Annotated in this window: 16 protein-coding genes; 9 read left to right on the top strand and 7 right to left on the bottom strand. The window is 45.1% G+C overall.

What is annotated here, in order from left to right:
• Position 1: 1 nt before the first annotated feature.
• From H8K32_RS02370 to imuA, 4 genes are read right to left on the bottom strand one after another with little or no spacing between them, the layout of a single operon-like run.
• Positions 2 to 1,252 (bottom strand): MFS transporter, encoded by a 1,251-nt coding sequence (locus H8K32_RS02370; protein WP_186910842.1) that lies wholly within the window; start codon positions 1,250 to 1,252, stop codon positions 2 to 4.
• A gap of 57 nt (positions 1,253 to 1,309) precedes the next feature.
• A complete protein-coding gene (locus tag H8K32_RS02375) occupies positions 1,310 to 4,510 on the bottom strand; it encodes an error-prone DNA polymerase (protein ID WP_186910843.1) in 3,201 nt (1,066 codons plus the stop codon).
• A gap of 27 nt (positions 4,511 to 4,537) precedes the next feature.
• Positions 4,538 to 6,103: a Y-family DNA polymerase gene (locus tag H8K32_RS02380; protein WP_186910844.1), complete on the bottom strand. Its 1,566-nt coding sequence runs from the start codon at positions 6,101 to 6,103 to the stop codon at positions 4,538 to 4,540.
• 9 nt (positions 6,104 to 6,112) lie between these two features.
• Positions 6,113 to 6,907 carry a translesion DNA synthesis-associated protein ImuA gene (gene imuA, locus H8K32_RS02385; protein WP_186910845.1) on the bottom strand — a complete coding sequence of 265 codons (795 nt, stop codon included), beginning with the start codon at positions 6,905 to 6,907 and terminating at the stop codon, positions 6,113 to 6,115.
• A 298-nt stretch (positions 6,908 to 7,205) separates the two neighbouring features.
• Here imuA and H8K32_RS02390 point away from each other — a divergent pair, with 298 nt between their 5' ends.
• On the top strand, positions 7,206 to 7,433 hold the full coding sequence (locus H8K32_RS02390) for a hypothetical protein (protein ID WP_186910846.1): 228 nt from the start codon (positions 7,206 to 7,208) through the stop codon (positions 7,431 to 7,433).
• Between the two features lie 130 nt (positions 7,434 to 7,563).
• On the opposite strand, the gene H8K32_RS02395 is transcribed toward H8K32_RS02390, so the two are convergent.
• The 3 genes from H8K32_RS02395 to bla form a co-directional block, all read right to left on the bottom strand.
• On the bottom strand, positions 7,564 to 8,175 hold the full coding sequence (locus tag H8K32_RS02395) for a holo-ACP synthase (RefSeq protein WP_186910847.1): 612 nt from the start codon (positions 8,173 to 8,175) through the stop codon (positions 7,564 to 7,566).
• Positions 8,176 to 8,195: 20 nt separating this feature from the next.
• Positions 8,196 to 12,239: a Pls/PosA family non-ribosomal peptide synthetase gene (locus H8K32_RS02400; protein ID WP_186910848.1), complete on the bottom strand. Its 4,044-nt coding sequence runs from the start codon at positions 12,237 to 12,239 to the stop codon at positions 8,196 to 8,198.
• Positions 12,240 to 12,732: 493 nt separating this feature from the next.
• Positions 12,733 to 13,641, bottom strand: coding sequence for a class A beta-lactamase (gene bla, locus H8K32_RS02405; protein ID WP_390312347.1), 909 nt, complete (start codon positions 13,639 to 13,641; stop codon positions 12,733 to 12,735).
• A gap of 370 nt (positions 13,642 to 14,011) precedes the next feature.
• Here bla and H8K32_RS02410 point away from each other — a divergent pair, with 370 nt between their 5' ends.
• The 8 genes from H8K32_RS02410 to H8K32_RS02445 all read left to right on the top strand — a co-directional run bounded on the left by H8K32_RS02410 (position 14,012) and on the right by H8K32_RS02445 (position 22,508).
• Entirely contained in the window at positions 14,012 to 15,556 is a 1,545-nt protein-coding gene (locus H8K32_RS02410; RefSeq protein ID WP_186910849.1) for a cryptochrome/deoxyribodipyrimidine photo-lyase family protein, read from the top strand.
• A 278-nt stretch (positions 15,557 to 15,834) separates the two neighbouring features.
• Complete coding sequence (locus tag H8K32_RS02415) at positions 15,835 to 16,974, top strand: acyltransferase family protein (protein WP_186910850.1); 1,140 nt, start codon at positions 15,835 to 15,837, stop codon at positions 16,972 to 16,974.
• A 268-nt stretch (positions 16,975 to 17,242) separates the two neighbouring features.
• Positions 17,243 to 17,614: a VOC family protein gene (locus H8K32_RS02420; protein ID WP_186910851.1), complete on the top strand. Its 372-nt coding sequence runs from the start codon at positions 17,243 to 17,245 to the stop codon at positions 17,612 to 17,614.
• A 276-nt stretch (positions 17,615 to 17,890) separates the two neighbouring features.
• Positions 17,891 to 18,424, top strand: a complete 534-nt coding sequence (locus H8K32_RS02425; protein ID WP_186910852.1) for a DUF922 domain-containing protein — start codon at positions 17,891 to 17,893, stop codon at positions 18,422 to 18,424.
• A 553-nt stretch (positions 18,425 to 18,977) separates the two neighbouring features.
• Positions 18,978 to 20,270 (top strand): tyrosine-type recombinase/integrase, encoded by a 1,293-nt coding sequence (locus H8K32_RS02430; RefSeq protein WP_186910853.1) that lies wholly within the window; start codon positions 18,978 to 18,980, stop codon positions 20,268 to 20,270.
• Positions 20,271 to 20,640: 370 nt separating this feature from the next.
• Positions 20,641 to 21,267 carry a recombinase family protein gene (locus H8K32_RS02435; RefSeq protein ID WP_186910854.1) on the top strand — a complete coding sequence of 209 codons (627 nt, stop codon included), beginning with the start codon at positions 20,641 to 20,643 and terminating at the stop codon, positions 21,265 to 21,267.
• A 396-nt stretch (positions 21,268 to 21,663) separates the two neighbouring features.
• Positions 21,664 to 22,005, top strand: a complete 342-nt coding sequence (locus H8K32_RS02440) for a hypothetical protein (protein WP_186910855.1) — start codon at positions 21,664 to 21,666, stop codon at positions 22,003 to 22,005.
• 2 nt (positions 22,006 to 22,007) lie between these two features.
• Entirely contained in the window at positions 22,008 to 22,508 is a 501-nt protein-coding gene (locus H8K32_RS02445; protein WP_186910856.1) for a hypothetical protein, read from the top strand.
• Positions 22,509 to 23,255: the final 747 nt, after the last annotated feature.

A 23,255-nucleotide genomic window follows, 5' to 3' on the forward strand; every position in this document is an offset into this window, starting at 1 on the left:
TTTATTTTGGTAGTTCTCGATTGACTATCCATGCCAACGGTAACGTCAAACAAACAAATGCTGCAACACATTGCATCGCTAAGACGATATTGGTGTGATCGCCAAGCCAGCCAAAGCATATTGGGGATAGTGCACCTCCACCGATGGTGCCGGTATAGAAAAGAGCAAAGGCACGTGTGCGGTCACTGGCATCAACCAGCTCAGGCACGCTGCCATAGAGTACCGATGATGTACCATTGAGTGCCAGTCCGATAATCGGTAAAGTCATGAGGGCAATGGTGAGTGGCAGATTCAGGATACAAAGGATGACAATAGCAGTCAGTATTTCAGTAAACCAGACAGTCTTTAGCATGCCGATGCGACGTCCCAGATAGCCACAGACTAATTTTCCCGCAGCGCCACCAACAAACAGTAATGACAATGCCAGGCCGATCGTCGCGGTAGTTGCTCCCTTGTCCTTCAATACAAAGGGCAAAAAGGTTAGAAATCCCATACGTGTCGCTGTATCGACGACACCGGTGGCGAGTAAAGCGTGAAAGCCTGCGCTATAGGATGCGTAGGTTTTCACAGTGACGACTCGTTCGGGCTGTGATTCGACTTTCGATTCTATGCCTGTAGATGTCTGGCTATGAGGTTTTTCACGTATCGCCCAGACAAGCCAAAGTGCAACTGCGATTCCGAATAATCCAACAAATCCTGCACTCTGACGCCAGCTCCACCAGGTCAATGCCACACCCACAGCTGCGGGTAGTGCCATTTTTCCTATATCACCTGCAAAGTTATAGGTGGCCAGTGCGGATCTTGAGCGTAATTTATCTTCGTCGTATGCATCTGCTACCAGGGAAGAGGCAAGGGGATGTTGGGTGCTGGCACCAATACCTGCTAGTGCCAGTGCGGCAATGAGTCCAATTAAAGTGGCAGTTTGTCCTGCGATTATATAGGCGATCCCTGCTAGTGCCGTGCCACCGACTAACAAGGTTTTACGTCCGTATTTTTCTGAAAATTTGCTGGCCTGGATTTGAAAACCAGCCATACATCCGGCGTAGATACCGCGCATTAGGCCAGCAATTGCGTAGCTGATGCCAAATTGACTTTGCCAGATCGGCAGGAGGACATACACCAAATCTGTCATTCCATCGTGTACTGCGTGGGCGGTAGATGCAGCGATCAAACTTTGCTGTTGTTGTTTGCGATCCGATTTGCTAAGTACAGCAGCGTGCTGTTCTGTGGTGATGCTGGTTTTGGTATTCAAGGTCTACCTTTGATAGGAATCGCGCTTTTTTGGTGGTCTTTAGGAGTGGCATATATTTTAACAAAAATCTCTGCTGGCCACTTCTAACTGGCCTAACAAATGAGAGAGATCAACTAATCGTTTTGCTAATAAATGACACATTTCATTTTCACGTTGCCATATCCCATAAACACCCAGCAAGCTTGCCCCTAGCAGTTCGCGACGTTGCTGTTCCACCAGTGCTGGCCAAACTAAAACATTGACAGTGCCGGTTTCATCTTCAATGGTTAAAAACATCACACCCTTGGCGGTGCCTGGCCGCTGCCTGACAGTGACTATGCCACAACCTCTGGCAAATTGACCTTGCTGAAAGGTATTTAACATGCTGGCAGGTAAAAAACGCTTCGCCAGTAATTGTTGGCGCAACAAAGCCAGTGGATGACGCTGCAAACTAAAACCTGTTGTCTGATAATCGCTTGCGATCTCTTGTGCTTCACTAGGCACAGTCAAAGTGGGCTTATATTCTTCTATCGTCAGAGGACGCAATAAATCATTATCTGGCATCGCGCCGACCGCTGACCATAAGGCCTGACGGCGATGACCCACCAGGCTATGCAGGGCATTGCTGGCAGCTAGGACATGTAAATCATGACGATTGAGTTGCGCACGCCTTGCCAGATCAGCGACATCGGTAAAAGCGGCGGTTGTACGCGCTGCTTGTATTCTGAGTGCGGCTGCTTCGGACATGCCGCTCAGTAGCGACATGCCTAAACGCACTGCAGATTGGGTGGTTTGCGTGTAAGCGTTGAGCTTCTCCGGTAGATCGGTGGTTTCCAAAGAAGAGTCCCAATTGCTGTGCATTACATCAATCGGTCTGACCTGAATATCATGTCTTTTCGCATCCTGAATAAGTTGCGACGGGGAATAAAAACCCATTGGTTGCGAATTGAGCAGCGAGCATAAAAAGACAGCGGGTTCATGCCGTTTAATCCAACTACTAACGTAGGCCAGAATAGCAAAACTGGCGGCATGACTTTCAGGAAAACCATAGTCTCCAAAGCCTTTCATTTGCTCAAAAATTCCTTCTGCAAATTCAAGTGTGTAGTTATTTTTGACCATGGCATTGACGATGCGATCATGGTAGGCATCTAAACCACCTTTGCGTTTCCAGGCGGCCATCGCACGGCGTAATCCATCCGCTTCGCCAGCGGTAAAATCAGCAGCCAGCATCGCGATTTGCATCACTTGTTCCTGAAAAATAGGAATGCCCAGCGTACGTCCCAAGGCTTTTTGCATCGCCGGATTTTGATAGGTTTCAACGACTTCCAAACCCTGACGACGACGCAAATAAGGATGCACCATACCACCTTGTATCGGCCCCGGGCGTACAATCGCAACTTGCACAACTAAATCATAAAATTCACGTGGCCTCAGGCGTGGCAGCATGCTCATCTGCGCACGTGATTCAATTTGAAATACGCCGACTGTATCGGCTTTGCACAGCATAGCGTAGGTCGCTGGGTCTTCACGTGGAATGTCTTGCATACGTGTGGGCTTACCATGAAGAGTTTTCATTAATTCAAACGCCCGCCGAAGTGCTGACAACATACCGAGTGCCAGAATATCGACCTTTAATAACCCCAGCGATTCAAGATCATCCTTATCCCATTGAATGACGCGACGGTCTTTCATGGCGGCATTTTCTATCGGTACTAATCGGGATAATTTACCTCTGGCAATCACAAAACCACCGCTGTGCTGTGACAAATGGCGTGGAAAACGTAATAGCTGACTAGCCAGGCTGGCCCATTGTTGTGCTTGCATGGAGTTGGTGTCGAGCCCGCATTCTGTAAAGCGCGCCAATAAATCATGTTTGTCGTCAAACCAGTGATGCGATTTGGCTGCCATATCGATGAAGGCTTCATCGATGCCCAGTGCTTTACCTGTCTCACGTAAAGCACCACGCGGCCGGTAGGTATGCACGGCTGCTGCCAGCGCGGCGCGATTGCGACCATATTTTTGGTAAATGTACTGGATGACTTCTTCGCGCCGTTGATGCTCAAAATCAACATCAATATCGGGGGGCTCACCACGCTCTTTGGAAATAAAACGTTCAAACAGCAGGCTGTTGACTTCGGGATTGACCTCGGTAATGTAGAGGCAATAGCAGACTACGGAATTAGCCGCTGAGCCACGTCCCTGGCAGAGTATGCCTTGCTTGCGAGCGAATTTAACGATGTCATGCACGGTTAAAAAATAAGCTTCATAGGCTAGCTCATTAATTAAATGCAGTTCATGTTCTATGGTTTTTTTAAGACTTTCTGATACACCTTGCGGATAGCGCAATTGTGCCCCCAGATAGACTTCGCTACGTAAGTAAGCGGCAGGCGTCTGACCTTTAGGGATGACTTCTTCCGGATATTCATAGCGTAATTCATCCAATGAAAACCGGCATAAATTGGCGATTCGAATCGTCTCAGCGAGGGTGTCCGCCGGATAAATATTGGCTAGCCGGAATCTTGAGCGTAGGTGCTGCTCGGCATTGGATGCCAATGCATAGCCACATTCGGCGACGGGTTTTCCTAAACGTATTGAGGTCAAGGTATCCTGCAATGGCTTACGAGAACGCACGTGCATCAGTACGTGACCAAGCGCCACCACCGGTAGTACATATTCGTTGGCAATATGGGTGACTTGCTGTAGTTGATAACTATCGCCTGATTGCAATAATAAGTTTAAACCCATCCAAATTCTGTCACTGAAATATTGCGCGCACCACGTGGCTTGTGTCGCCAGAATACCCGGTTTGACTGGATAGTCCGGGACTAAAATGAGCAAACAATCGGGCAAGCCAGCTAAATGTTCATATCCTTCTGGCGGCGTATGTAAATCTTTGTGTGTCAGCAGGTAGCTGCCTTTCGTGCAACGGCTGCGTGCTAAGGTAATCAGTTCTGATAAATTTCCATATCCTTCGCGATTGCTTGCCAATGCGATGAGAGTTGTATCTGGTAGACCCGCATCCTGCTGACTGAGTTTGAAATATGTTCCAACGATGTACGGTAATTTTTGTATTTTTGCTTCATCATGTGCGCGGACGATACCAGCAAAGGAACATTCATCGGTGATCGCCAGCGCTTGATAAGCCAGTGTGGCTGCGCGTTTGACCAATTCTTCAGCATGAGACGCGCCTTCTAAAAAGCTAAAATTAGAAAGGCAGAATAATTCTGCATAGGCTGGCAGGATCGATGTCGATGCGCTGCTCACTGAGCTTGTGTTCATAAATTTCATGGTGCAATTTTGCGCAGGTCAGCCAAATATGCCGTGTAAAAACCAGCTTGGTTCTGCATTTTCAGCGTGCGAAGGCCGTTCGCGGTAAATCCAGTAGCGCACATGATTGCTATCTACTGCGACAAAATAATCGCGTACCTGGGTCTGATCTGACCACCAACCAGCTTCTATACGTTCAGCGGGGGAAATCAGGCTCAACTCAGAACCAAAGCTGGGCTTATGTCTGCGCACTTCAAGAGCAATCGCCTGGTTGAGCAACCAACTGGGTCTGAGTAATGGGGTGGACGCTACTTTTTTATCGGATAACTTATCGTTGTGCATCACCGATATCCATTGATTAGCGACCTCAGGCCGGTGATCTTCCTTGGGTAATGGGCGTAACACATGATTAGCTCCCAAGCGCGCTACCAGTAGCGCTAGTAGATGCTGATGTTCTTCTGGTCTGCTCAAGGTGTCTGGAAACAAAGAATCGCTAGGCACTTCCAGCCCTACCGTATGAGGAGCATGCAAGCTTAGAGCAATTACGGCTGCTGGTAAGTGGAGGTGTGCTAACTTTTCTTTAAATAGTGGCAGCAAGTGCGCTTCTTGCCAACTTGCTTCGGCGAGTTGAATATCGAGCATGCTGGACGGCACAGCCTGACGACCACGCTCATGCTGTAATTCCAGACGCATATGTTTGACCGCCAGGTGATGGGCATTGAGCCATCCTGATAATTGGCACAATAGATTGCGGCTGTAACTAAATAAGGCGTCGGTACTGTCCAGTCGATCTGGTAGTTCAAGTCTGGCATGAAATTCCGGATCGGCAACTACCCATATTTGTGGTGCTGAGTGCAAAGAATAGGCTTGATCCAGCTCCTCCAGCACAGTCTTTCCGCATCGACGTTGCAGACCCGGACGCGGCAGGGCACGTAAATCTGCCAGCCGATAACATGCTAGTCCATGTAAAAAATCCTGCCACGCAAGTGCGTTCATCAATAAGTGTATGGGCAACTGATCCAGTGCCTTGTGCAAACGTGATATCTGCAAACAAACATGCCCCTGACGTTGACGGTGTTGATGACGTGCAGCGTGAATGGCAAATAGCCATGCAGATTTGGCTGTCGGCGTACATCCTGTTGTCAGGCTATAGCCTAGAGTATTAACGGTGGATCGGATTTGCTGGCGCAAGGAGCGTAAGCCACCAAATAATCGAAGGCTGGCGCCGATGTCGAGCAAGATGCTCGCATTGTCGGCAATACTGACTTGTGGGGTGTAGCGCAGTAAAGCCAGTGCGATAGCCGATATCGCTGCAGCTTCTCTTTCATTATCTTGTGCAAAAAACTGTGCCTCCGGTAAGAGCATCTGCACGCCACCGCGCCGCATACCAGCTCGCACACCTGCCTTGCGTGCATCATCCGACATAGCGATCACGCGGTTTTTTTTTAAGACGACGCTTGCAGACTCACGTTCCACTTGCTGCCAAAGCGGAACAAATACTTCCAGCTGCAGTGCCGGTAAATGCACTGCAATCCACAATGTCTCGCTATGCAGTGCAGGTTTGTTGATCGGTGCTTTTCTGGTGAAGCGTATGGCGTCAGGCATAGCGGTAACTCATTTAACGCCGGCAGAACTGTGTAGATCTTTTACTGCCTCTTTTGATAATTCATTTTTCAAATTACTGAGAAAATCAACGTCTTTACCAAACCTGTTGATCTTGTCGGGCTGCGTATACTCAGTAGATCTCAGAGTCAGGTAAGGGTGATTGTTCAGATATAAAAACAAAGGTGTATCGCTGACAGCGCCACGCCGCTTGAGTATATCAACTTGTATTCCCGATGCCTGAGGCTTGAGCGCCAGTCGCAACACCGCGGGAGATGGCGATTGTGCAGTTTGCAAGGGGCGTATAACAATAAACAGAGTTTGCGATTTTTGAGCGATCAGATGCAATCGTCGCAAGGCTTCCGTTTTAATTTGTGTTTGCCAGAACAATAAGGCACCACAGCTACCATTTTTAAGAATTTGCTCTGCAGCCCACAAACTGTCGATGTGTTTAGCGCTGGCTATCCATAGTAAAGGAATGTTCATGCTCGTTTCTGTCTGGTAAGCACAGGCCAGCGGGATATGTGGTGGTGCGAGTAGCGCAACGGGACGGTTCCCTAAGTTTCTTAAAGCAGGTAATAGCAGTTTGATTTCTGTCGTTGCAGCCTGCGCGACCAGAATCTCAATGAGTTGCCCCAAAGGCCAGCCACCATTTGGTAATTCTTCATTCAACGCCACATAGCCGCTGCTCAACGTAGCATGGTTATCTTGGGCTAATTGTGATGCGCGCCAAATATCAGGGTGAAGACTCTCCATTCCACCCGGCAAATGAGTGCGACTGATTGGCAATGGAGGTTGAGTAAGCATAAGATAAGACAATATACTGATTAAATATACAGTATATTGTCTTATCCACGAAACTTCAAAAGATTTTTTAAAAATCAATGGAAATGCCCGCTAAGCCAATACCAGCAAGCACGTCAGATATTTTGAAGAGAATTTTACATGTCAGAGATAAGCAACAATAAAACAAATACTGATTGCATATACAGTATTTTATGTTAAAGTACTTTCCATGGACAAAAGACGAGCGCAGTGATTATAAAAAGTTTCGAAGATGTCCTTCATGATATTTTTGTATTATCTACCGACACGGAGATTCACCATGGCATACATACAACAAGCTTTCGATACACGATTCAGTTTGCAATTGGCACCAACTTCTTTTTTGATGCGTTTGGGGCGCCGTGAGATTTTTGTATGTCGTGATTACAGACAGCGCGCTTATCATGTAAACCCTGTATTTGATTGCTCTAGCGGTGTGCAAGCAGGTCATTTAGAAATTTTATTTTGCAAAAAATGGCTGATTATTTTGTCTAAGGCAAAATGGTGATGCTCTGCAAATGAAAGTGGAGCAGACCAAAGAGGCGATGCTAAACTTTATATTTGGGATGAGGTAGTAGTGATGGTACTCGCCAAGCACCTTAAGTTTGAAATGTTTGAGCTGTCTCGCTGATTAAAACTTAGTGCATAGTCAACAGAGCGAGGCTGGCAACATAAGTCTCCGGAACTTGGAGCGAAAATAATTCAGTGTCCGCAAACAGATGACGATTTGCGGCACTGATTTGGTTCTCGTGTTCTGTCAAAGTCATTCCGTTGGATTTGAGTTTGGCTTCAAGTTGCGTCCAATATTTTGTAAATAATCTAAATTGATTTAGGACAGGAGCAGCAAGAATCTCTGAAGTTTTTTGCTCCCCAAGGTACAAACGAGCAAGATCTTGCCATTCTATTTCTGGTGTTAATCGAAGAATATCGATGCCAAGCTGATTTTTGGCGCTGATAGCGGCAATGGCAATCCCCGCCTCATAACTCATAGAAATAAATAATTCTTGTTCTGCAACAAGCGCAAAGTTCCCTTTAGCAATGATGCTTATTATGCGTATCTGCTGCGCAGGGCAATCGAATGCGGAAACCAGCATTTCTGTTAAGGCCAGGCGCAGAGATTGTCTGGCCGCATCGCGTTCAATATTTTCTGGAACGGTGATATAAATGACGACAACATCTTTAGCAATAAAATACTCCAGCGCTGTGTGTGACTGGAGTGGCCATAAAAAAGCAGGCAAATGCTGTTCCATCAGAAGCCCTAAGGAGGGAATTAAGTCATCATTGCAGCAGGACAGCCGCGCCAGCTTGAATTTGCCGGAATAAATTCACCTTTCATTACCAGCGTTAAAGCTCCCAAACTAGCCCCATTACCCACTTCTGCGCCGTATAACACCGAGCTGCGTGCGCCCATATAAACCCGCTCACCAATCGTGACATGATCAATTTTCATCACACGGTCTTCAAACAAGTGAGTCTGAGGACAAGCCAGTGCATTGATTTCAGTATAATCGCCGATGCGAACGCAATCAAACTCAGTGATATCAGTCGTATCTAAATATACCCCTTTGCCGATGTTGCATCCCAATAAATTAAAGGCGATCGGCAGCCATGGGGTGCCGCGCAGATAGCGCATAAAATTGGGGATCGCTACCCCTTCATACAAATTGGTAATGCCTTCAGATAGCCAGACAAATGGAGTCCACATCGGAACACTGGCTTTCTTATAACGATAAATCAGCAGCCACTTAAACACCAACACAAAACCAAAGCTACCAACACCATAAAGCAAACCAGCAACCAATAACGACAAAAACACTTCCATCCAACGATCATCACCTGCCAGCGGCATTAAATTCAGCACTACTGTATAACCGACCGCAATCACAATGGCATGCGGCGCGATGATCCGAAAGGCCTCGACCAAACCTCGTCCTATACGCCGGAAAAATGATGGTTTAAATGTCAGGCTTTCAGGAAAGCCTTTCGTTTCTTCACGTGCCGGCAAATGTATTGGAGGAGATCCTAACCATGTGTCGCCGTCCTTCATTAAGGCATTATCCGGAGCGCAACTATGAACCCCAATCAATACATTCTCAGGCAAGATGGTGCCATCTGGAATATACGCGCCGTTACCGACGAAGCTCCGTCTTGAGATGACAGTGGGTTGCATGCGCATCCAACCCACATCAATTTCTTCATCGCCAAGCAAAACCGCATCGGCGATAAATGTCTCATCACCTAAAGTCAGCATATCTGGCACCACCCCCAAAGCGGTAGAAATCTCAGCACCTTTGCCCACTTTTGCACCCAATAAGCGGTACCAGAATGGGGCAAATACTGTCGCATAGATCCCGTGTAAGACATGTAAGCTCGATTCTTGAATTTGATTCACCAACCATTTTTGGCAATAGGTATTCCCGTGAACTTTATAGATGCCAGGCTTTAATTTAGGCAAAATAAACCAACGGATACCGGCCGAAAGCAGGGCAGTACATAAAATCAAGATTGCCGTAGCAGGGAAGGCCAGGACAAAATATTTGGTTAATTGAAATGGTATCGAGTTACCCTGCAACCACGGAAACGCATCGGCATTATCAAACCAGTCAATAATCACGAAGCTAGGAAATACTGGCACAAAGAACAGCGCGCCAATCAGTAATGCGCCAGTGACAAAAAATATGAATTCGCCGAATGCGCGTTTGTGTGATAACAGCGGACGGGCCTGTGTACTGTCTTGATCAAACGCTGCATAGTCTTTTGCGGGTGAACCTTTCCACACCCGATATGCCGGAATTACGTTGCCATCTGCCAAGGCAGATTGGCCGTCCAGATGTGCACCATTTTCTAAACAGACATTTCCTTCCAGTACAGAATATGAACCAACATACGCGTCTTTTTTCAAGGTGATAGGACCAAGAATCAGCTCACCATGTTGTACCCGTGCATTTTCCAGATTGACGGCGCTACCTATGCTGACGCCATCTCCGATATCTAACAAGTCCGGTGAGCGTAAGGTAATCGAGCCAATCGTGACATCTTTACCGATCTTTGCCCCCAATGCACGCAACCATAAGGGATACAAAGAAGATCCACTCAGCATATAAGTCGGTGCTGCTTCAACCAGACGATCCGCAAGCCACCATCGGAAATATGCGATACCCCATAAAGGATAGCGTCCAGCTTTTAAGCGGCCGACAATCAACCATTTACCGAGGATCGCAATTCCAAACTCCGCCAGTGTCAATAGTAAAAACGTTGCGACAGAAAACAAAATTGCCCGGGTATTGGAATCGTCAGGGTCACCAGTCAAAAAGTGATATGTGAAGAACGGTGCCAACCATTGCACCATACGTATCGCTACCAGCCAAGGAATAACCAATGCCTGAGCCGCGCCGCATATCCATCGCTTCCAGCCAGACGGTGGTGTCCAGTCGGTTTGCTCGTCGCTCATCACATCCTGAGCCGCACCCGCGACTTCCAATAATTCAGCGATTTTTCCTATGCTTCGTTGCTGATAAATGTCTGCGATTTTGAAATACGCAAAACGACTATGTTTGCGCAGCAACGAAACAAGACGCGCTGCCATCAATGAGTGCCCACCGAGATCAACAAAAAAATCAGCAGTACGACGAATAGCCTGTCCAGGGAAAAGGGTGTTTAAGGTCGCAAATAAAATCTCTTCAGTTTTATTATCTGGTGTATCGGATTCGCCCGAGCTGAGCGCCACCGCCAGCTCCATTTTTTTCAGCGTATTTCTGTCGATCTTGCCAGACGTCAGACGTGGCATTTCCGATAAAAATTCAAACCTGGACGGCACCATGTAGGGCGGCAAAAGCTGGCTTAAGTGGGCTCGTAAGATCGTTTTGAATTCAGCTTCAGAAAGCTCATTCTCGCCATGATTACAAGGCAAGTCATCACGAACCATAAACGCCATGATCTGGTCAATGCCTTGGTCTTGCCTTAGGATAACCGCGACCGTACCCACGCCGTGTTGTTGTGCAAGGAGGGCTTCAATTTCACCGAGCTCAACCCGGAAACCGCGAATTTTGATCTGATCATCAGCACGGCCAAGACATTGAATACTACCGTCAGATTGAATGCAAGCGAGGTCACCCGTACGATATAAACGCCGTTCGTTTTCGACCGTCGCCCATGGGTTATTCAAAAATTTTTCAGCAGTAAGTTCAGGACGACCAAGATAACCAATTGCGACACCGGGTCCGGATATACACAACTCACCAGTTTCGCCAAGAGGCAATAAGCGCAAACCATTTTCTATGTCAGTAGCAATGACCATCATAGAATAATTGGGTAAAGGCGTGCCAATCGTCACTGGTTGATCCGCATGCAATACAGCCAAACTTGCAGATACCGTTGCCTCAGTAGGGCCATACGTATTGAACATTTGGCGGCCTGGGCGGCTGAAACGCTTGACCAATGATTCAGGGCACATTTCACCGCCTAGATTGACCAGCCGCAGACTATCGACATCCTGTGAAAACAAGGCCAACAGAGTAGGTACAGCGTGTAACACCGTAATCTGATTTACTTCCAAAGCCTGAGGCAAGGCATCAGGGTCAGCGGTAATTTCTTTCGGCGCAAGCCACAAACTCGCGCCCACCAAATAGCTAATCCAGATTTCTTCAAATGACATGTCGAATGCCACTGAAAAACCTTGATATACCTTATCTGATTCTTCAATACCTAAAACCGCGTTTTCACTACGCAAAAAATGACAAATACTGGCGTGATTGACCAATATGCCTTTCGGTTTTCCAGTTGATCCAGATGTATAGATGACATAAGCAGGAAACTCAGGTGAAGCCGCTTCGCGCCGTAGCAGATTGCTTTGTGGTAGAGAGACTAGTGCTTCGGCGGTCCAAAGTTTGCAACATAAGCCATTGCATACATCAGCAAAGTCGTTGCAACTCAACAGACCAATTGCTTGTGCATCGGCAAGACAAATAGCGATGCGATCGATAGGCGTATCCGCGTCGAAAGGCAGCCACGCAGCGCCAGTTTTAGCAATACCTGCCTGCATCACCAGTAAGTCTATGCCTCGCGGCAACCACAAACCTACGATATGTCCAGGGCGCACACCTTCCCGGATCAGCACAGACGCAACGACGTCCGCACGTGAATCGAGCTCGGCATAAGTTATTTGCTGCTGCTGAAATTCCAGCGCGATTTTTTCTGGAATTCGACGTGCGGTATTTTCCAACAGATCTGCGAGAGTCTCTTGGCGGATCAGGCTCGCATTGGATTCGCCATACAAAATCTGAGTGTTCAACTGAGTGCTACTTAACAAAGACATAAAAGCGATAAGGGAATTTGTAATATTGTTAGTGAATTCGTTCACTGTCTTACTGCTAATGCAGCAAAAATGAACGAAAAATATTCTTTTTATTCTTTTAAATCCAGAAAAATTGATTCATTCCCTGAAACAGAGCAACGTTTTTTCTTGTAAAAGTTAAAAATAGCTTTAAATCCCATTGGTATTGGTAAGTGGATTTAATAAAAATTTTGCGCTCATTTTACTAAAGCGAATAAAATATTTTTTTATTATCACATAGATTGCGCCGAATATTCTTGTTGAACAGGCTCGAATGTCGACTTATTTACATTGCAAACACTCCTGCTGAGAAATTTTAAGCAAGCAATCAAAAAGTAATGCACGCAATGCGGCAAACGTATGATTTTGAATACGTATCGGTGTAATTTGCCTGATCGTCAATAAAGCACGGTATATACTAATTCGCTCGTTGCGATGGATGCTGGCCTGCGATTGCAGCAGACGCGATGCAACATCAAAGCCACCTCGAAATAATTTCTGCCGCTGATGCAATTACATCACTGCGAGCCTTCGCATCTTTCTCAGGTAAACGCGTGTAAATCGCCACCACAACTGGTTCACGTCCTGGCGGCCAGATAACACCAAGGTCGTGCGCAGTGCCGAAATCACCAGTCCCAGTCTTGTCTCCAACCTGCCAATCGGCCGGAACACCTGCCCGGATTCTGGTCGCACCGGTTGTATTGCCCATTAACCAGACCTTTAGTTGTTTGCGTTGTTCGACACTGAGTACATCTCCCAGCAAGAGTCGATTTAGACTTCGCCCCATAGCTTGTGGTGTTGAAGTATCGCGTAAATCGCCAGCTAAAGCGGTATTTAACTCTGTCTCCCAGCGATCTAAGCGAAACTCTTTATCACCGATCGATCGCGCAAAAGCAGTCACAACACCAGGACCACCCAGCATTTTCATCAACAAATTAGCGGAACTGTTATCACTATATTGAATCGCCGCCGCACAGAGCTCGGCCACTGTCATCCCATCGTTAATGTGTTTTTCAGAAACAGGCGAATAATTGACGAGATCACTTTGCTTATAAAAAATCCTCTGCTGTAAAAGCCCAGTTACCTGCGAACTATGTGCCAAAATAGCAGACACAAGTAGCACCTTAAACGTGCTACAAACCGGAAAGCGCACATCCGCCCGATAAGCTAACTGAGCCGAATTGGCAGTGTTAAGCGCAAATACACCCAAAACACCGCCAAGGTCATTTTCGAGCTTAGCCAGTTCAGATAATGCGACTTCAATGGGGTATTTGTCTTTTTCCTCAGTTCTTATCTGCGCATGGATGGGAAGGGTGGTAAAAAACGGTACTAATGTCCCGAGTAATATCATTGCCCGACGATTCGAAAAATGTTTTGTATTCATGATTATCCAGAAAAATATTTATGTAAGCGACAGTTCTGCAATTTTTCAGCATTGCTGGAAAATTGATGAGTGTCAGCGATCGGCATATTGCCGCCATCGATACTGGAAAACTGTAATTTGAAAATCCATCAATAGCAACTTTTTTGCATGGGTAATTCAAATAGACAATTGCAAAATCATCATGCGGGCATTTACTTTATCTACAACCTTAAAGGCAAATTAGACTTCGAAAGTCATGTTTGTAGCGTACTCCCTTTAATGGCCTGACTTTTTAGGCCAGGCCTTAAAATTCTAAATAGGGTATCCTATCAATCAACTCAGAGGCGCTAATGCGCCCCAATTATTAACAACGTTGACGGCACCTTCTCCTATGAGTGTACGACTGGTCTGGTTCAAGCGTGACCTCCGAGCGCATGACCACGAGGCGCTGGCGAAAGCCGCGCAGTTGGGTTCAATATTGTGCGTGTATATTATTGAACCGTCTGTATGGCTTAGTCCCGACAGTTCTCAGCGTCAATTTGTGTTTTTACGCGAATGCCTGCGCGACCTTTACAGGCAATTGCAATTGCTGGGCGCACGATTGCATGTGGTCACGGGCGAGGTCGTCGATGTGCTGAATCGGCTGCACCAATCGCTGCCCCTGGCAGAAATTTACTCGCATCAGGAGACCGGGAATGCGTTGACCTATGCCCGCGATTTGAAGGTGGAAAAATGGTGTCACGCTAATAGAATTGCCTGGCATGAATTTCGTCAACATGGTGTAATCCGGCGCCTGTCAAAACGTGATCAATGGAATAGCCAATGGGCGACCTTGATGAACAGTCCTCAGGAAGCTTTGCTCTCCATAGATACTGTTGACTTGCCTTGGACTACTGAATCCTGGCCTGCGTGGGAAAACTGGCAACGCGCTGAAGACCAGCCTGCCCAGATGCAAATGGGTGGCAGAGCCCACGGGCTGGCATTGCTTGAGTCCTTCCTGAATGAGCGGAGGGCGACCTATAGAGGTGGCATATCTTCGCCCCTAAGTGCACCGAGTGCCTGCTCCAGACTGTCACCCTATTTGAGCTGGGGCTGCTTGAGCATGCGCGAAGTGGTGCAGGCATCAGCCGAGAAGCTGGAGCAATTGCCCCCTGATTCGCGTGCAGCTAAGGGGGTGGCAGGATTTATGAGCCGTCTTCATTGGCATTGTCATTTTATTCAAAAGCTTGAGACCGAACCTGAAATAGAATGGTGCAATATGCATCGTGGCTATGATGGTTTGCGCGAGGCCGAGTGGAACCAGGAACATTTTTTAGCATTGACTCAGAATCGCACCGGCTGGCCTCTGGTAGATGCCTGCATTGTCATGCTCAGAGAAACTGGTTGGCTAAATTTTCGGATGCGCGCCATGCTAGTTTCGGTGGCGGCCTATCCGCTGTGGCTGCACTGGAAGCGGGTAGGGGATTGGCTGGCAACGCAGTTTGTTGATTACGAACCAGGTATCCACTGGAGCCAGATGCAAATGCAGTCTGGCACCACAGGCATTAACACCACTCGCGTTTACAATCCGATCAAACAAGCTCGAGATCACGATCCGGAGGGGCGGTTCGTCCGCCGGTGGTTGCCACTATTGCGCAAGGTACCCGACAGTTGGTTATTTGAGCCCTGGAAAATGCCGCCTGAAGTTCAACGATATTGTGGTGTTACAGTGGGAGATCCAGGTTCTGGAGAACAATTCTGGCCTATCCCACCAGTTGATCTCGAAGAAGCTACCCGTATCGCAAAAAATCGCCTGCACGCTCGCCGCGTTCAGCCCGAGGTTCGAGCTGCAAAAAATGAGATTCTCGAACGCCACGGCTCCCGCGCTAACTCTCGCATTAGAACAGAGGGCCGGAAATCCGCCAGGGTCAATACGCAGACCAGTTTTGATTTTTAGGAAAAGCACGGTTCGTGTCGAACGAGGCACAGATAAGCAGTCAGCTCTGATCACCGCGATTGCTCAGGATGAGCAGATTTATCATGCACTACATTATCAAAATGGATTGCTCAATATCAAGAGTGAATGTATAAAATATAGATCATTAAAAGGCACCTTGCCGCCCCTCAAACTTTAGACCCATTCAATATTGATTTGCTAACTGTGTTGTGCCATGATGCGTGACCCACTTTACTTTCATAGGCTGGGCTGCGCTACCTCATGCATAAGGTGCTCGTATGACTTCATCCACTACTGTCCGTCTACCATGGATCGACAATCTTCGTACTTTGCTGATTGTCTTGGTCGTCAATCTCCATGTCTGCGTGACTTATAGCCATGTTGGTGATTGGTACTTTATGAGTGCACAAGAACCCACACTGGCCGAGAAGGTTCCGTTCATCATTTGGCAGGCTCATCTCCAGTCATTTTTCATGGGCCTGTTATTCTTTATTTCTGCTTATTTTGCTTACAGCTCAATCGCCCGTCATGGAGTACGCGCATTCGTCCGCGAGCGACTACTTCGTCTAGGACTTCCGGCATTGCTTTACATGCTGCTGATTCATCCATTCATTCTGCTGGGATTGAATCCGTGGGACTTTAATTTCGGCCCTCCGGTAGAGTTTTATGTTAATTATCTTCGTACGGGAAAATTCATCGGCTCCACGGGACCGCTTTGGTTCGCCGTTGCGTTGCTACTTTTCAGTCTGGCGTTTGCGGCTTGGCGTTTGGCACGCCCCCGGTCCAACGATCTACAGCCAGTTACCGTACCAACTGGCACGTTCATCTTGTTGTTCTCGCTCGCTCTTGGTTTAGGTTCCTTCACTATGCGCATCGTGCAGCCCATCGGGACTAGTGTATTAAATATGCAGCTGTGTTTCTTTGTGCAATACATTGCGTTCTTTCTCGCAGGCTTGTGTACAGCACGTAACGGTTGGTTGCTACCAATGGCTTCGTCCTCGTACGCTCGCATCGGCGGCAAGTTAGCCCTATTCTGTGGCCCGCCCCTGTTGCTTACGATTATTATCATTGGTGCGAAAACAGCGGCACCAGAAGCATTCTTTGGAGGGTGGCACTGGCAGTCTTTCTGCTACGCTGTTTGGGAGCAACTCGTTGGCGTCGGTCTCTCGCTCGGCTTGCTTATGTTTTTCTCACGCAAATGCAATGCCGAAAACAAAAAACTGCGTTGGCTCTCTGACCGTTCCTTCGGCGTCTACGTTTTGCATGCGCCGGTCATCATTGCCTTGGCAATGCTCTTTCGGACTTTTCCGCTGAATATTTATGCTCACGTTACCCTTCTTACGTTGACGGGGCTTGTCGCCAGCTACGCTGTGACTGACATCGGCCGCCGCCTACCTGGTTTGCGGAACATCTTGTAAGTTCCATAAACTAGTTTCAACACTTTGAAATTCAATGATTCAAGCGCACAGACTCATCCTTTAGCGACACGCTTTGTTGAGTGCGAATGGTAAACAGTAGCTAATGAGTAACGCTTAGGGTCGGATTGAAAACACAACTGATGAATAAAGTTATTCTTCGAAAGAAAAGTGTTGGCACGTAACTACCTGTGAAGCTTTAGTCCAATTGTTGTTTAGAATTGGCAGAATAAATTTCCACATAAAATCACCTAAATTTATTGGATTAATTATGCTGCTCTCCATGAATCGACTCATACTCTATGTACGTGATGTTTCGTTGTTGAAACGCTTCTACCAAAAACACTTTTCCTTTGACCTTGTCGAGGAGATTTCGGATGAGTGGGTTGTACTTAACACTGGCCGAATAGAGCTTGCCTTTCACCGGGTAGGTATGCCCTGGCGTGACCTACCATTAAGTCGTTCAAGTTCAAACGTCAAAATGGTTTTTACTGTTAAATCAGGACTGCCTGAGCTACGTGCATCATTATTAAGTGCAGGCGTAGTCATGGGTGGTCTCAAGCGTTATGATGGATTTTCTCAATTGATGTGCGATGGCGAAGACCCTGAGGGAAACATCTTCCAACTTTCTCAACCTGATTGAAGCTGCATATGATTGAGAACTACCTGCACATAGCGGTCGAATTTAAGTAAAACGAAATTAAACAATAGAGAAATGTGAGCTGACGTGTCTAATCCGTTAAATTTGTTTAGGTTTCACCCGCTACTGCTCTTTAGCGCCGTTTTTTTTATCGTAGTCGTGGTCAGCTTATTTCAGGGCAGAGTTACACGTCGCTTTGCTACACCAGTCTATCGTGCTGACGATCCTACTTCATTTTGGAATTACATAGCTCTGTATGCCGTATTGGGTACCGTTAGTTTGTTCTTCACCGTAAAAAACTGGAGCACAAAATTTGATCCGCCGGAGTATTCCTGGTACATCGCGACGGCTAAGCCGGAGCAGTCCTTGGAGATGGTATTGCAAGCCGCGTCAAACATTCATCCAAACGGCGGCACTGCCTATGGCCTGACAGATTGGTATGTCAATTGGCATTTTCATTGGTCGCAAGAAAAGCATGGAAATGGATGTTGGATTAGCAGCGTCTACACGACTTTGAATTCCAGAATCATATTACCCAAACTGGTCAATGCGACGTCCGCTCAGCAGGAGAAATTCAACATATTTTTCGATGCCCTACGATTACATCAACTGGCTCATTATGAATTTGGAAAAAGTGCTGCCCTGGAAATAGAAAGGAAAATTTCAGACCTTCCGAAAATGCAGGATTGCATGGTTCTTGAAGCGACTGCAAATGCATTAGGTGAGAAGATTATAAAAGATTACCAAACCAAGGGGCGAGCGTATGATATATCAAACACCTTTCTACAGTCACAGCATGCAATGCTTGAATAGCACATAGAAAAGGTGCCGCACCTGGCGATATAGCCTCTTTGGTTCTATTGGTTCACATTTAACTTTTTTGCTAATGTGAGCTTACCCGAAATTTAGTTCCCCAAAAGTGACGTAAAACAAACGTAACTTTGGAAAGGCAAATGATGAACAGGCGATCCGTATGAATTCAAGGAAATTTAGTACGGATGACGAGGTTTCAAGGTACCACATCTATCTGCCTAAATCTACTTACCGATATTAGCTGGTTTCAGAATATTCGACATAGGTTATGAATAGAAATTTGGAATCAAAGATTTTTCTTTACCAAACCTTTTACCAAATCCCTGAAAAAAAAGACTTACAAATATGAAATTTGTAAGTCTTTGATTTTATTGGTCGGGACGGCAAGATTCGAACTTGCTACCCCGTGCACCCCATGTAGGTATATTATTGTCTACACGAATCTATAGTTGTGTTATAACCTTTAATAGTCAAAGAGTTAAATTACATCATTGTCTATAGTTATCTTTCCAGATATACTAAAATCTACGATAAATTAGTGCAGGAAAAGTGCATGGCAGATTTGACAGTAATGCAGATTGAGAAGTTAAAGCCTTCATCCGAGTATCAAAAAATAAGGGTAAGTAAAGGCTTATTTATTGGCGTATCCACTAATGGCGAGAAGACTTTTTTTGTTAGGTACACCGTTAAGTGCAAGCAGCGGGACTTTAGAATTTCCAAAACGTTTGGAAGATCGAGTAGCGAGTCCAGCATATCTCTAGTGGATGCAAAGGCAAAGGCAGCAGAAATACAAGCGCTAGCAAAAGATGGAATTGACTATCAAGAAAAACAAATTCTCGAAGCCGAGTTAGCTATAGCTCGTAAGGATGAAAATTTGACGGTATATGATTTATATCAAGCATGGTTTGCCACTTTAAATAGGAAAGATGGCGGGGAAAGCATTGATCGCAATTTTAAAAAAAGTGTGCTGCCAGCAATAGGTTCAAAAAGGTTGAAAGACATAGTGGAGTCAGATGTTAAGACAGTTTTACAAGATATTTCTAAGGATGGAAAAAACAGAACAGCTGAAATGCTCTTGAGCTTACTAAAACAGATGTTTAAATGGGGAAATGGGCGCAAGCCTTACAAAACTCACTTAGATAATCCAGTTTTAAACTTGAGAAAATCAGACGCAACACAAAAGGGCTATAAAACTGTGGAGCGTGATAGGTACTTATCTGACTTAGAAATAATTGAACTTTCTCAGAAAATTCCAGACGCTGGCTTAATTAAATCAACACAAACTTTGATCTGGCTTTGCTTATCATGTTGCACTCGTGTTGGTGAAACACTTATGGCGCGATGGGAGGATATTGATTTAATCAATCGTGTTTGGCACATACCAGAGGCGAACACAAAGGGTAGGGCTGGCAATCACAAAATTTACCTCTCTGACTTTAGCTTTAGGCAATTTGAAGCGTTAAAAGTAAATCAGGAATCGGCAATCTGGTGTTTCCCCAACAAAGAAAATACTAGCCATGTTTGCCTGAAGTCCGCAACAAAACAAATCGGAGATAGACAACTAAATTCGAAGGGAAGGGCGATACTGGTTGGTCGTTCTAAATTAAGAGATTCGCTTGAGTTGAGCGGTGGAGCTTGGACTCCTCATGACTTACGAAGAACTGGAGCAACCCTTATGCAATCATTGGATGTTGACCAGCACATTATTGAGAGGGTGTTAAATCATACAGAACAAAACAGGATGATGAGAACCTACCAACAGTATGATTACAGCCCGAAACTTAAGGATGCTTGGGGCAAACTAGGAAGTCACTTTGATAACCTTTTGACTTCGTTAAAAACTTAGACACTCACCACGTTCAAACCAGTATGCACACAAACGAAATCCCCCAGCGGTTTCCGTAGCTTTCACTGAATGTCATCACTCATTCAAAAAGCCTCTACCACGCCAGCCAAGCATCTCAGAGCCTTTCAGTGCCTAATCGCTGCATTTAAGCAACAAAATAAGCCCTTTTATTGTACTAAAAACAACACAAATATGATGTCAATTTGCCTGTTTTGGGATTGGCTACATCTGACATGCCTCTGGTCTATTAATTTAAACCCTCAGTAGACTACTAATTAATGCACCATTTCCAATTAATACACCATGATTAGTAGACTTTAAATAGTAGATCAAATATAATAGACCTTATCAACAAACAAGGGGCGCAAACATGACTATCAATACACGCATCTATTTAAGAGCTTCTACATCAGATCAAGACGCTTCACGCGCTGAAGCATCACTGAATGAATTTGCTACTACTCACAAACTTAACGTAGTGCACACATTCACAGAAAACGAGTCTGGAGCATCGTTAGATCGTCCTGAGCTGTTCAAACTTATAGCAGCAAGCAAAGAGGGTGACATTCTTTTGTGTGAGTCTACAGACCGTTTAACACGTCTTACACATGGTAAATGGGAAGTGTTGAAGCAAGCGATCAACGAGAAGGGCATCCGGTTGGTTATGTTAGACCTCCCCACCTCACACATGAATCTAAATATTGGTGATGATGTAACGTCATCAATTATGAAAGCTATTAATAATATGATAATAGACATTATGGCTGCTATGGCTCGTAAAGATTATGAGCAGAGGAGGGAACGCATCGCTCAGGGACGAGCTAAAGCTAAAGCACAAGGTAAGCTTGTTGGTCGTAAAGTGAATACAGTGACAAACGACAAGGCTGTAAAGTTGCTGCAAGGTGGCAATCATAGCTGGAACGAGATTGTAGAGCTATGCGGCATATCACGCGCTCAAGTTGCAAAGCTGGCTAAGAGTTTAAAAACTGAAGAATAGCCTTCTGGGGCAGTCCCTTGTGTAAATATTTTAAAAATATGGGGTTTTGGAACACTCCCCACCATTTCCTTGCTTGACCGCACTTGTGCCACAGATATTTTACTTGTAATTTTGAGCACTTGTGCTATATTAGAAGATGGAGAACTACAATCTAAAATTTACAATTCGTTACAATAATAGTGCCTAAATATCAAGAAAAACTATTGACAGAATCGGACACTTAGCGTACAATGAACACCTAAATTAGGAAATGTCAATAGTTATTTTCTAAAAAGTTTTACCCCTCAGTAGTACCCTCAGACCTCTCGGTCTTCAGCTTCACCTTCCCTCATTTTTAAAACAATCAATGCCAGCTTTACTCTCTGCTGGCTATAACCTATTCAGGAGATATTTTCTATGAACTTTAACATTTACAAACTTAATCATTTTGCAAGAATTATTGAATTTTTGCTTTATCAAAAAAATGAGAAATTAACTAATCCACAACTTGTCAGTCTGTTAAACAGCAACGGCATTTCAAGTCTATCAGGTAATACTTGGACAGAAGACGCGCTTAAACAGTTAAAGAAACGTTTGATGAATCCGTTTGAAAACGCAAAAACATCCGTTGTACAAATGGCATTATATTTAATTTCCACAGGAAAACTTTCTTTCGAGAATTACTTATTGCTTCAAAGTAAAAGATACGAAGACAAAATTGCTTTCCAACAACGCCAACTAAAAAAAGGAAATATTTGATTATGTCTAAAATTACAAATTCATACACTTCGAAGTCAGGAATGATTTATAACTTATATCAATTCGACACAACCAAAATTTATTCCCCCGCTGAGAAGCGTGAAATTGAAAATAACAACTTTGACTATTACGCAGCGATTCAAAATGATCGAGTGGATGAAAAAATTAAAGAACTCGCTTTAAAAACTAAAATTCCATCAAAAGAAGAGCAAGAAGAAATTTGGTATCAAGAAAAATTACAAGAGGACAAAGAGAAAAAACTAGCGTTCCTTCTTGTATCTCAGCAACAACAAGCATTTGAAAAGCAAAAACAAGACTACCTCAATGATAGTTCCCTACTAGAGATTGAAATCTGTGAACCAACTTTTTACGATTTTCTAAAAAAGTATGAAATTCGTCTGAAACAAAAGTATGTTGTTGATGGTAGTTCTTTGAGCGTGATGGGCGTTGGTCTGTTTCATTGTCGGATGCACAAAACACAAGCAGCGCCAGCAGCAAAATAAACATTTTCCCCAACACTGGGGATAAATACTCGCTCACCAATAAACGGTAGCAAATTTCAGGAGTCCTCTTTTACATCGTAGATGTTTAAGTCGGCTCCTTTTTTCATTTCAGAAAGGATTTTATGAGTAAGCACTTTACAAAAGTTGAAGGCACTAAACGGTTTGAGACTGTTAGAGGCGACAAGAAGCTTCAGATGGGACGATTGATGATGAGGTCAGATGTTTGGCTTTTCTGTGATGCTCAATCAGCTCTATTAGATTTCGCGTCACCTTCACATTACATTGAATTTTTAATTTCACAACTTATGGATAACCAAAATGAACCAACTTGAACGCCGTTACATGTACTTAACGGACAGCTTGTAAGTCCAATCTTGATATGGCAGTCTAAAAACAATCCTATCAAGTGGAGCATTACTTAATGCAACCATTCTGCACATCAAAGAAACTGAGTTTTGAGCAAGCAGGCACATTGCATCTGGCGAATTAAAAAATGGCTCTTTTCCTTTTCTCCAGACAAATGCGGTTGCTCCCGTTGGAATTGCTCCAATTGGTTGAATTGTATAAAAGCCGAAATTGAAAAAACCAAAAGTTAATATACTTAATGCGATCAGAATTGAGAGCCTGTAAATAAATTTGTGTAAATGTCCACGGTCTATTAACCTCTGAAGAGGAATTTACCGATGGACATTGTAATGGATAGAGAGAAACTTAAAGCGTTGGCAAAAGAGCTTGCCAAGGACATTA

It is taken from the genome of Cognatundibacterium jejuense, assembly GCF_014284255.1.
Taxonomy (GTDB): domain Bacteria; phylum Pseudomonadota; class Gammaproteobacteria; order Burkholderiales; family Burkholderiaceae_D; genus Undibacterium; species Undibacterium jejuense.

Bases quoted from the DNA above. Each gene is read 5' to 3' on its own strand.
- H8K32_RS02440 (WP_186910855.1), top strand. From the start codon at position 21,664: ATGAACTTTAACATTTACAAACTTAATCATTTTGCAAGAATTATTGAA.
- H8K32_RS02430 (WP_186910853.1), top strand. From the start codon at position 18,978: ATGGCAGATTTGACAGTAATGCAGATTGAGAAGTTAAAGCCTTCATCC.
- H8K32_RS02390 (WP_186910846.1), top strand. From the start codon at position 7,206: ATGGCATACATACAACAAGCTTTCGATACACGATTCAGTTTGCAATTG.
- H8K32_RS02400 (WP_186910848.1), bottom strand. From the start codon at position 12,239: ATGTCTTTGTTAAGTAGCACTCAGTTGAACACTCAGATTTTGTATGGC.
- H8K32_RS02420 (WP_186910851.1), top strand. From the start codon at position 17,243: ATGCTGCTCTCCATGAATCGACTCATACTCTATGTACGTGATGTTTCG.
- H8K32_RS02445 (WP_186910856.1), top strand. From the start codon at position 22,008: ATGTCTAAAATTACAAATTCATACACTTCGAAGTCAGGAATGATTTAT.
- bla (WP_390312347.1), bottom strand. From the start codon at position 13,641: ATGAATACAAAACATTTTTCGAATCGTCGGGCAATGATATTACTCGGG.
- H8K32_RS02435 (WP_186910854.1), top strand. From the start codon at position 20,641: ATGACTATCAATACACGCATCTATTTAAGAGCTTCTACATCAGATCAA.
- H8K32_RS02375 (WP_186910843.1), bottom strand. From the start codon at position 4,510: ATGAACACAAGCTCAGTGAGCAGCGCATCGACATCGATCCTGCCAGCC.
- imuA (WP_186910845.1), bottom strand. From the start codon at position 6,907: ATGCTTACTCAACCTCCATTGCCAATCAGTCGCACTCATTTGCCGGGT.
- H8K32_RS02395 (WP_186910847.1), bottom strand. From the start codon at position 8,175: ATGGAACAGCATTTGCCTGCTTTTTTATGGCCACTCCAGTCACACACA.
- H8K32_RS02415 (WP_186910850.1), top strand. From the start codon at position 15,835: ATGACTTCATCCACTACTGTCCGTCTACCATGGATCGACAATCTTCGT.
- H8K32_RS02410 (WP_186910849.1), top strand. From the start codon at position 14,012: ATGAGTGTACGACTGGTCTGGTTCAAGCGTGACCTCCGAGCGCATGAC.
- H8K32_RS02380 (WP_186910844.1), bottom strand. From the start codon at position 6,103: ATGCCTGACGCCATACGCTTCACCAGAAAAGCACCGATCAACAAACCT.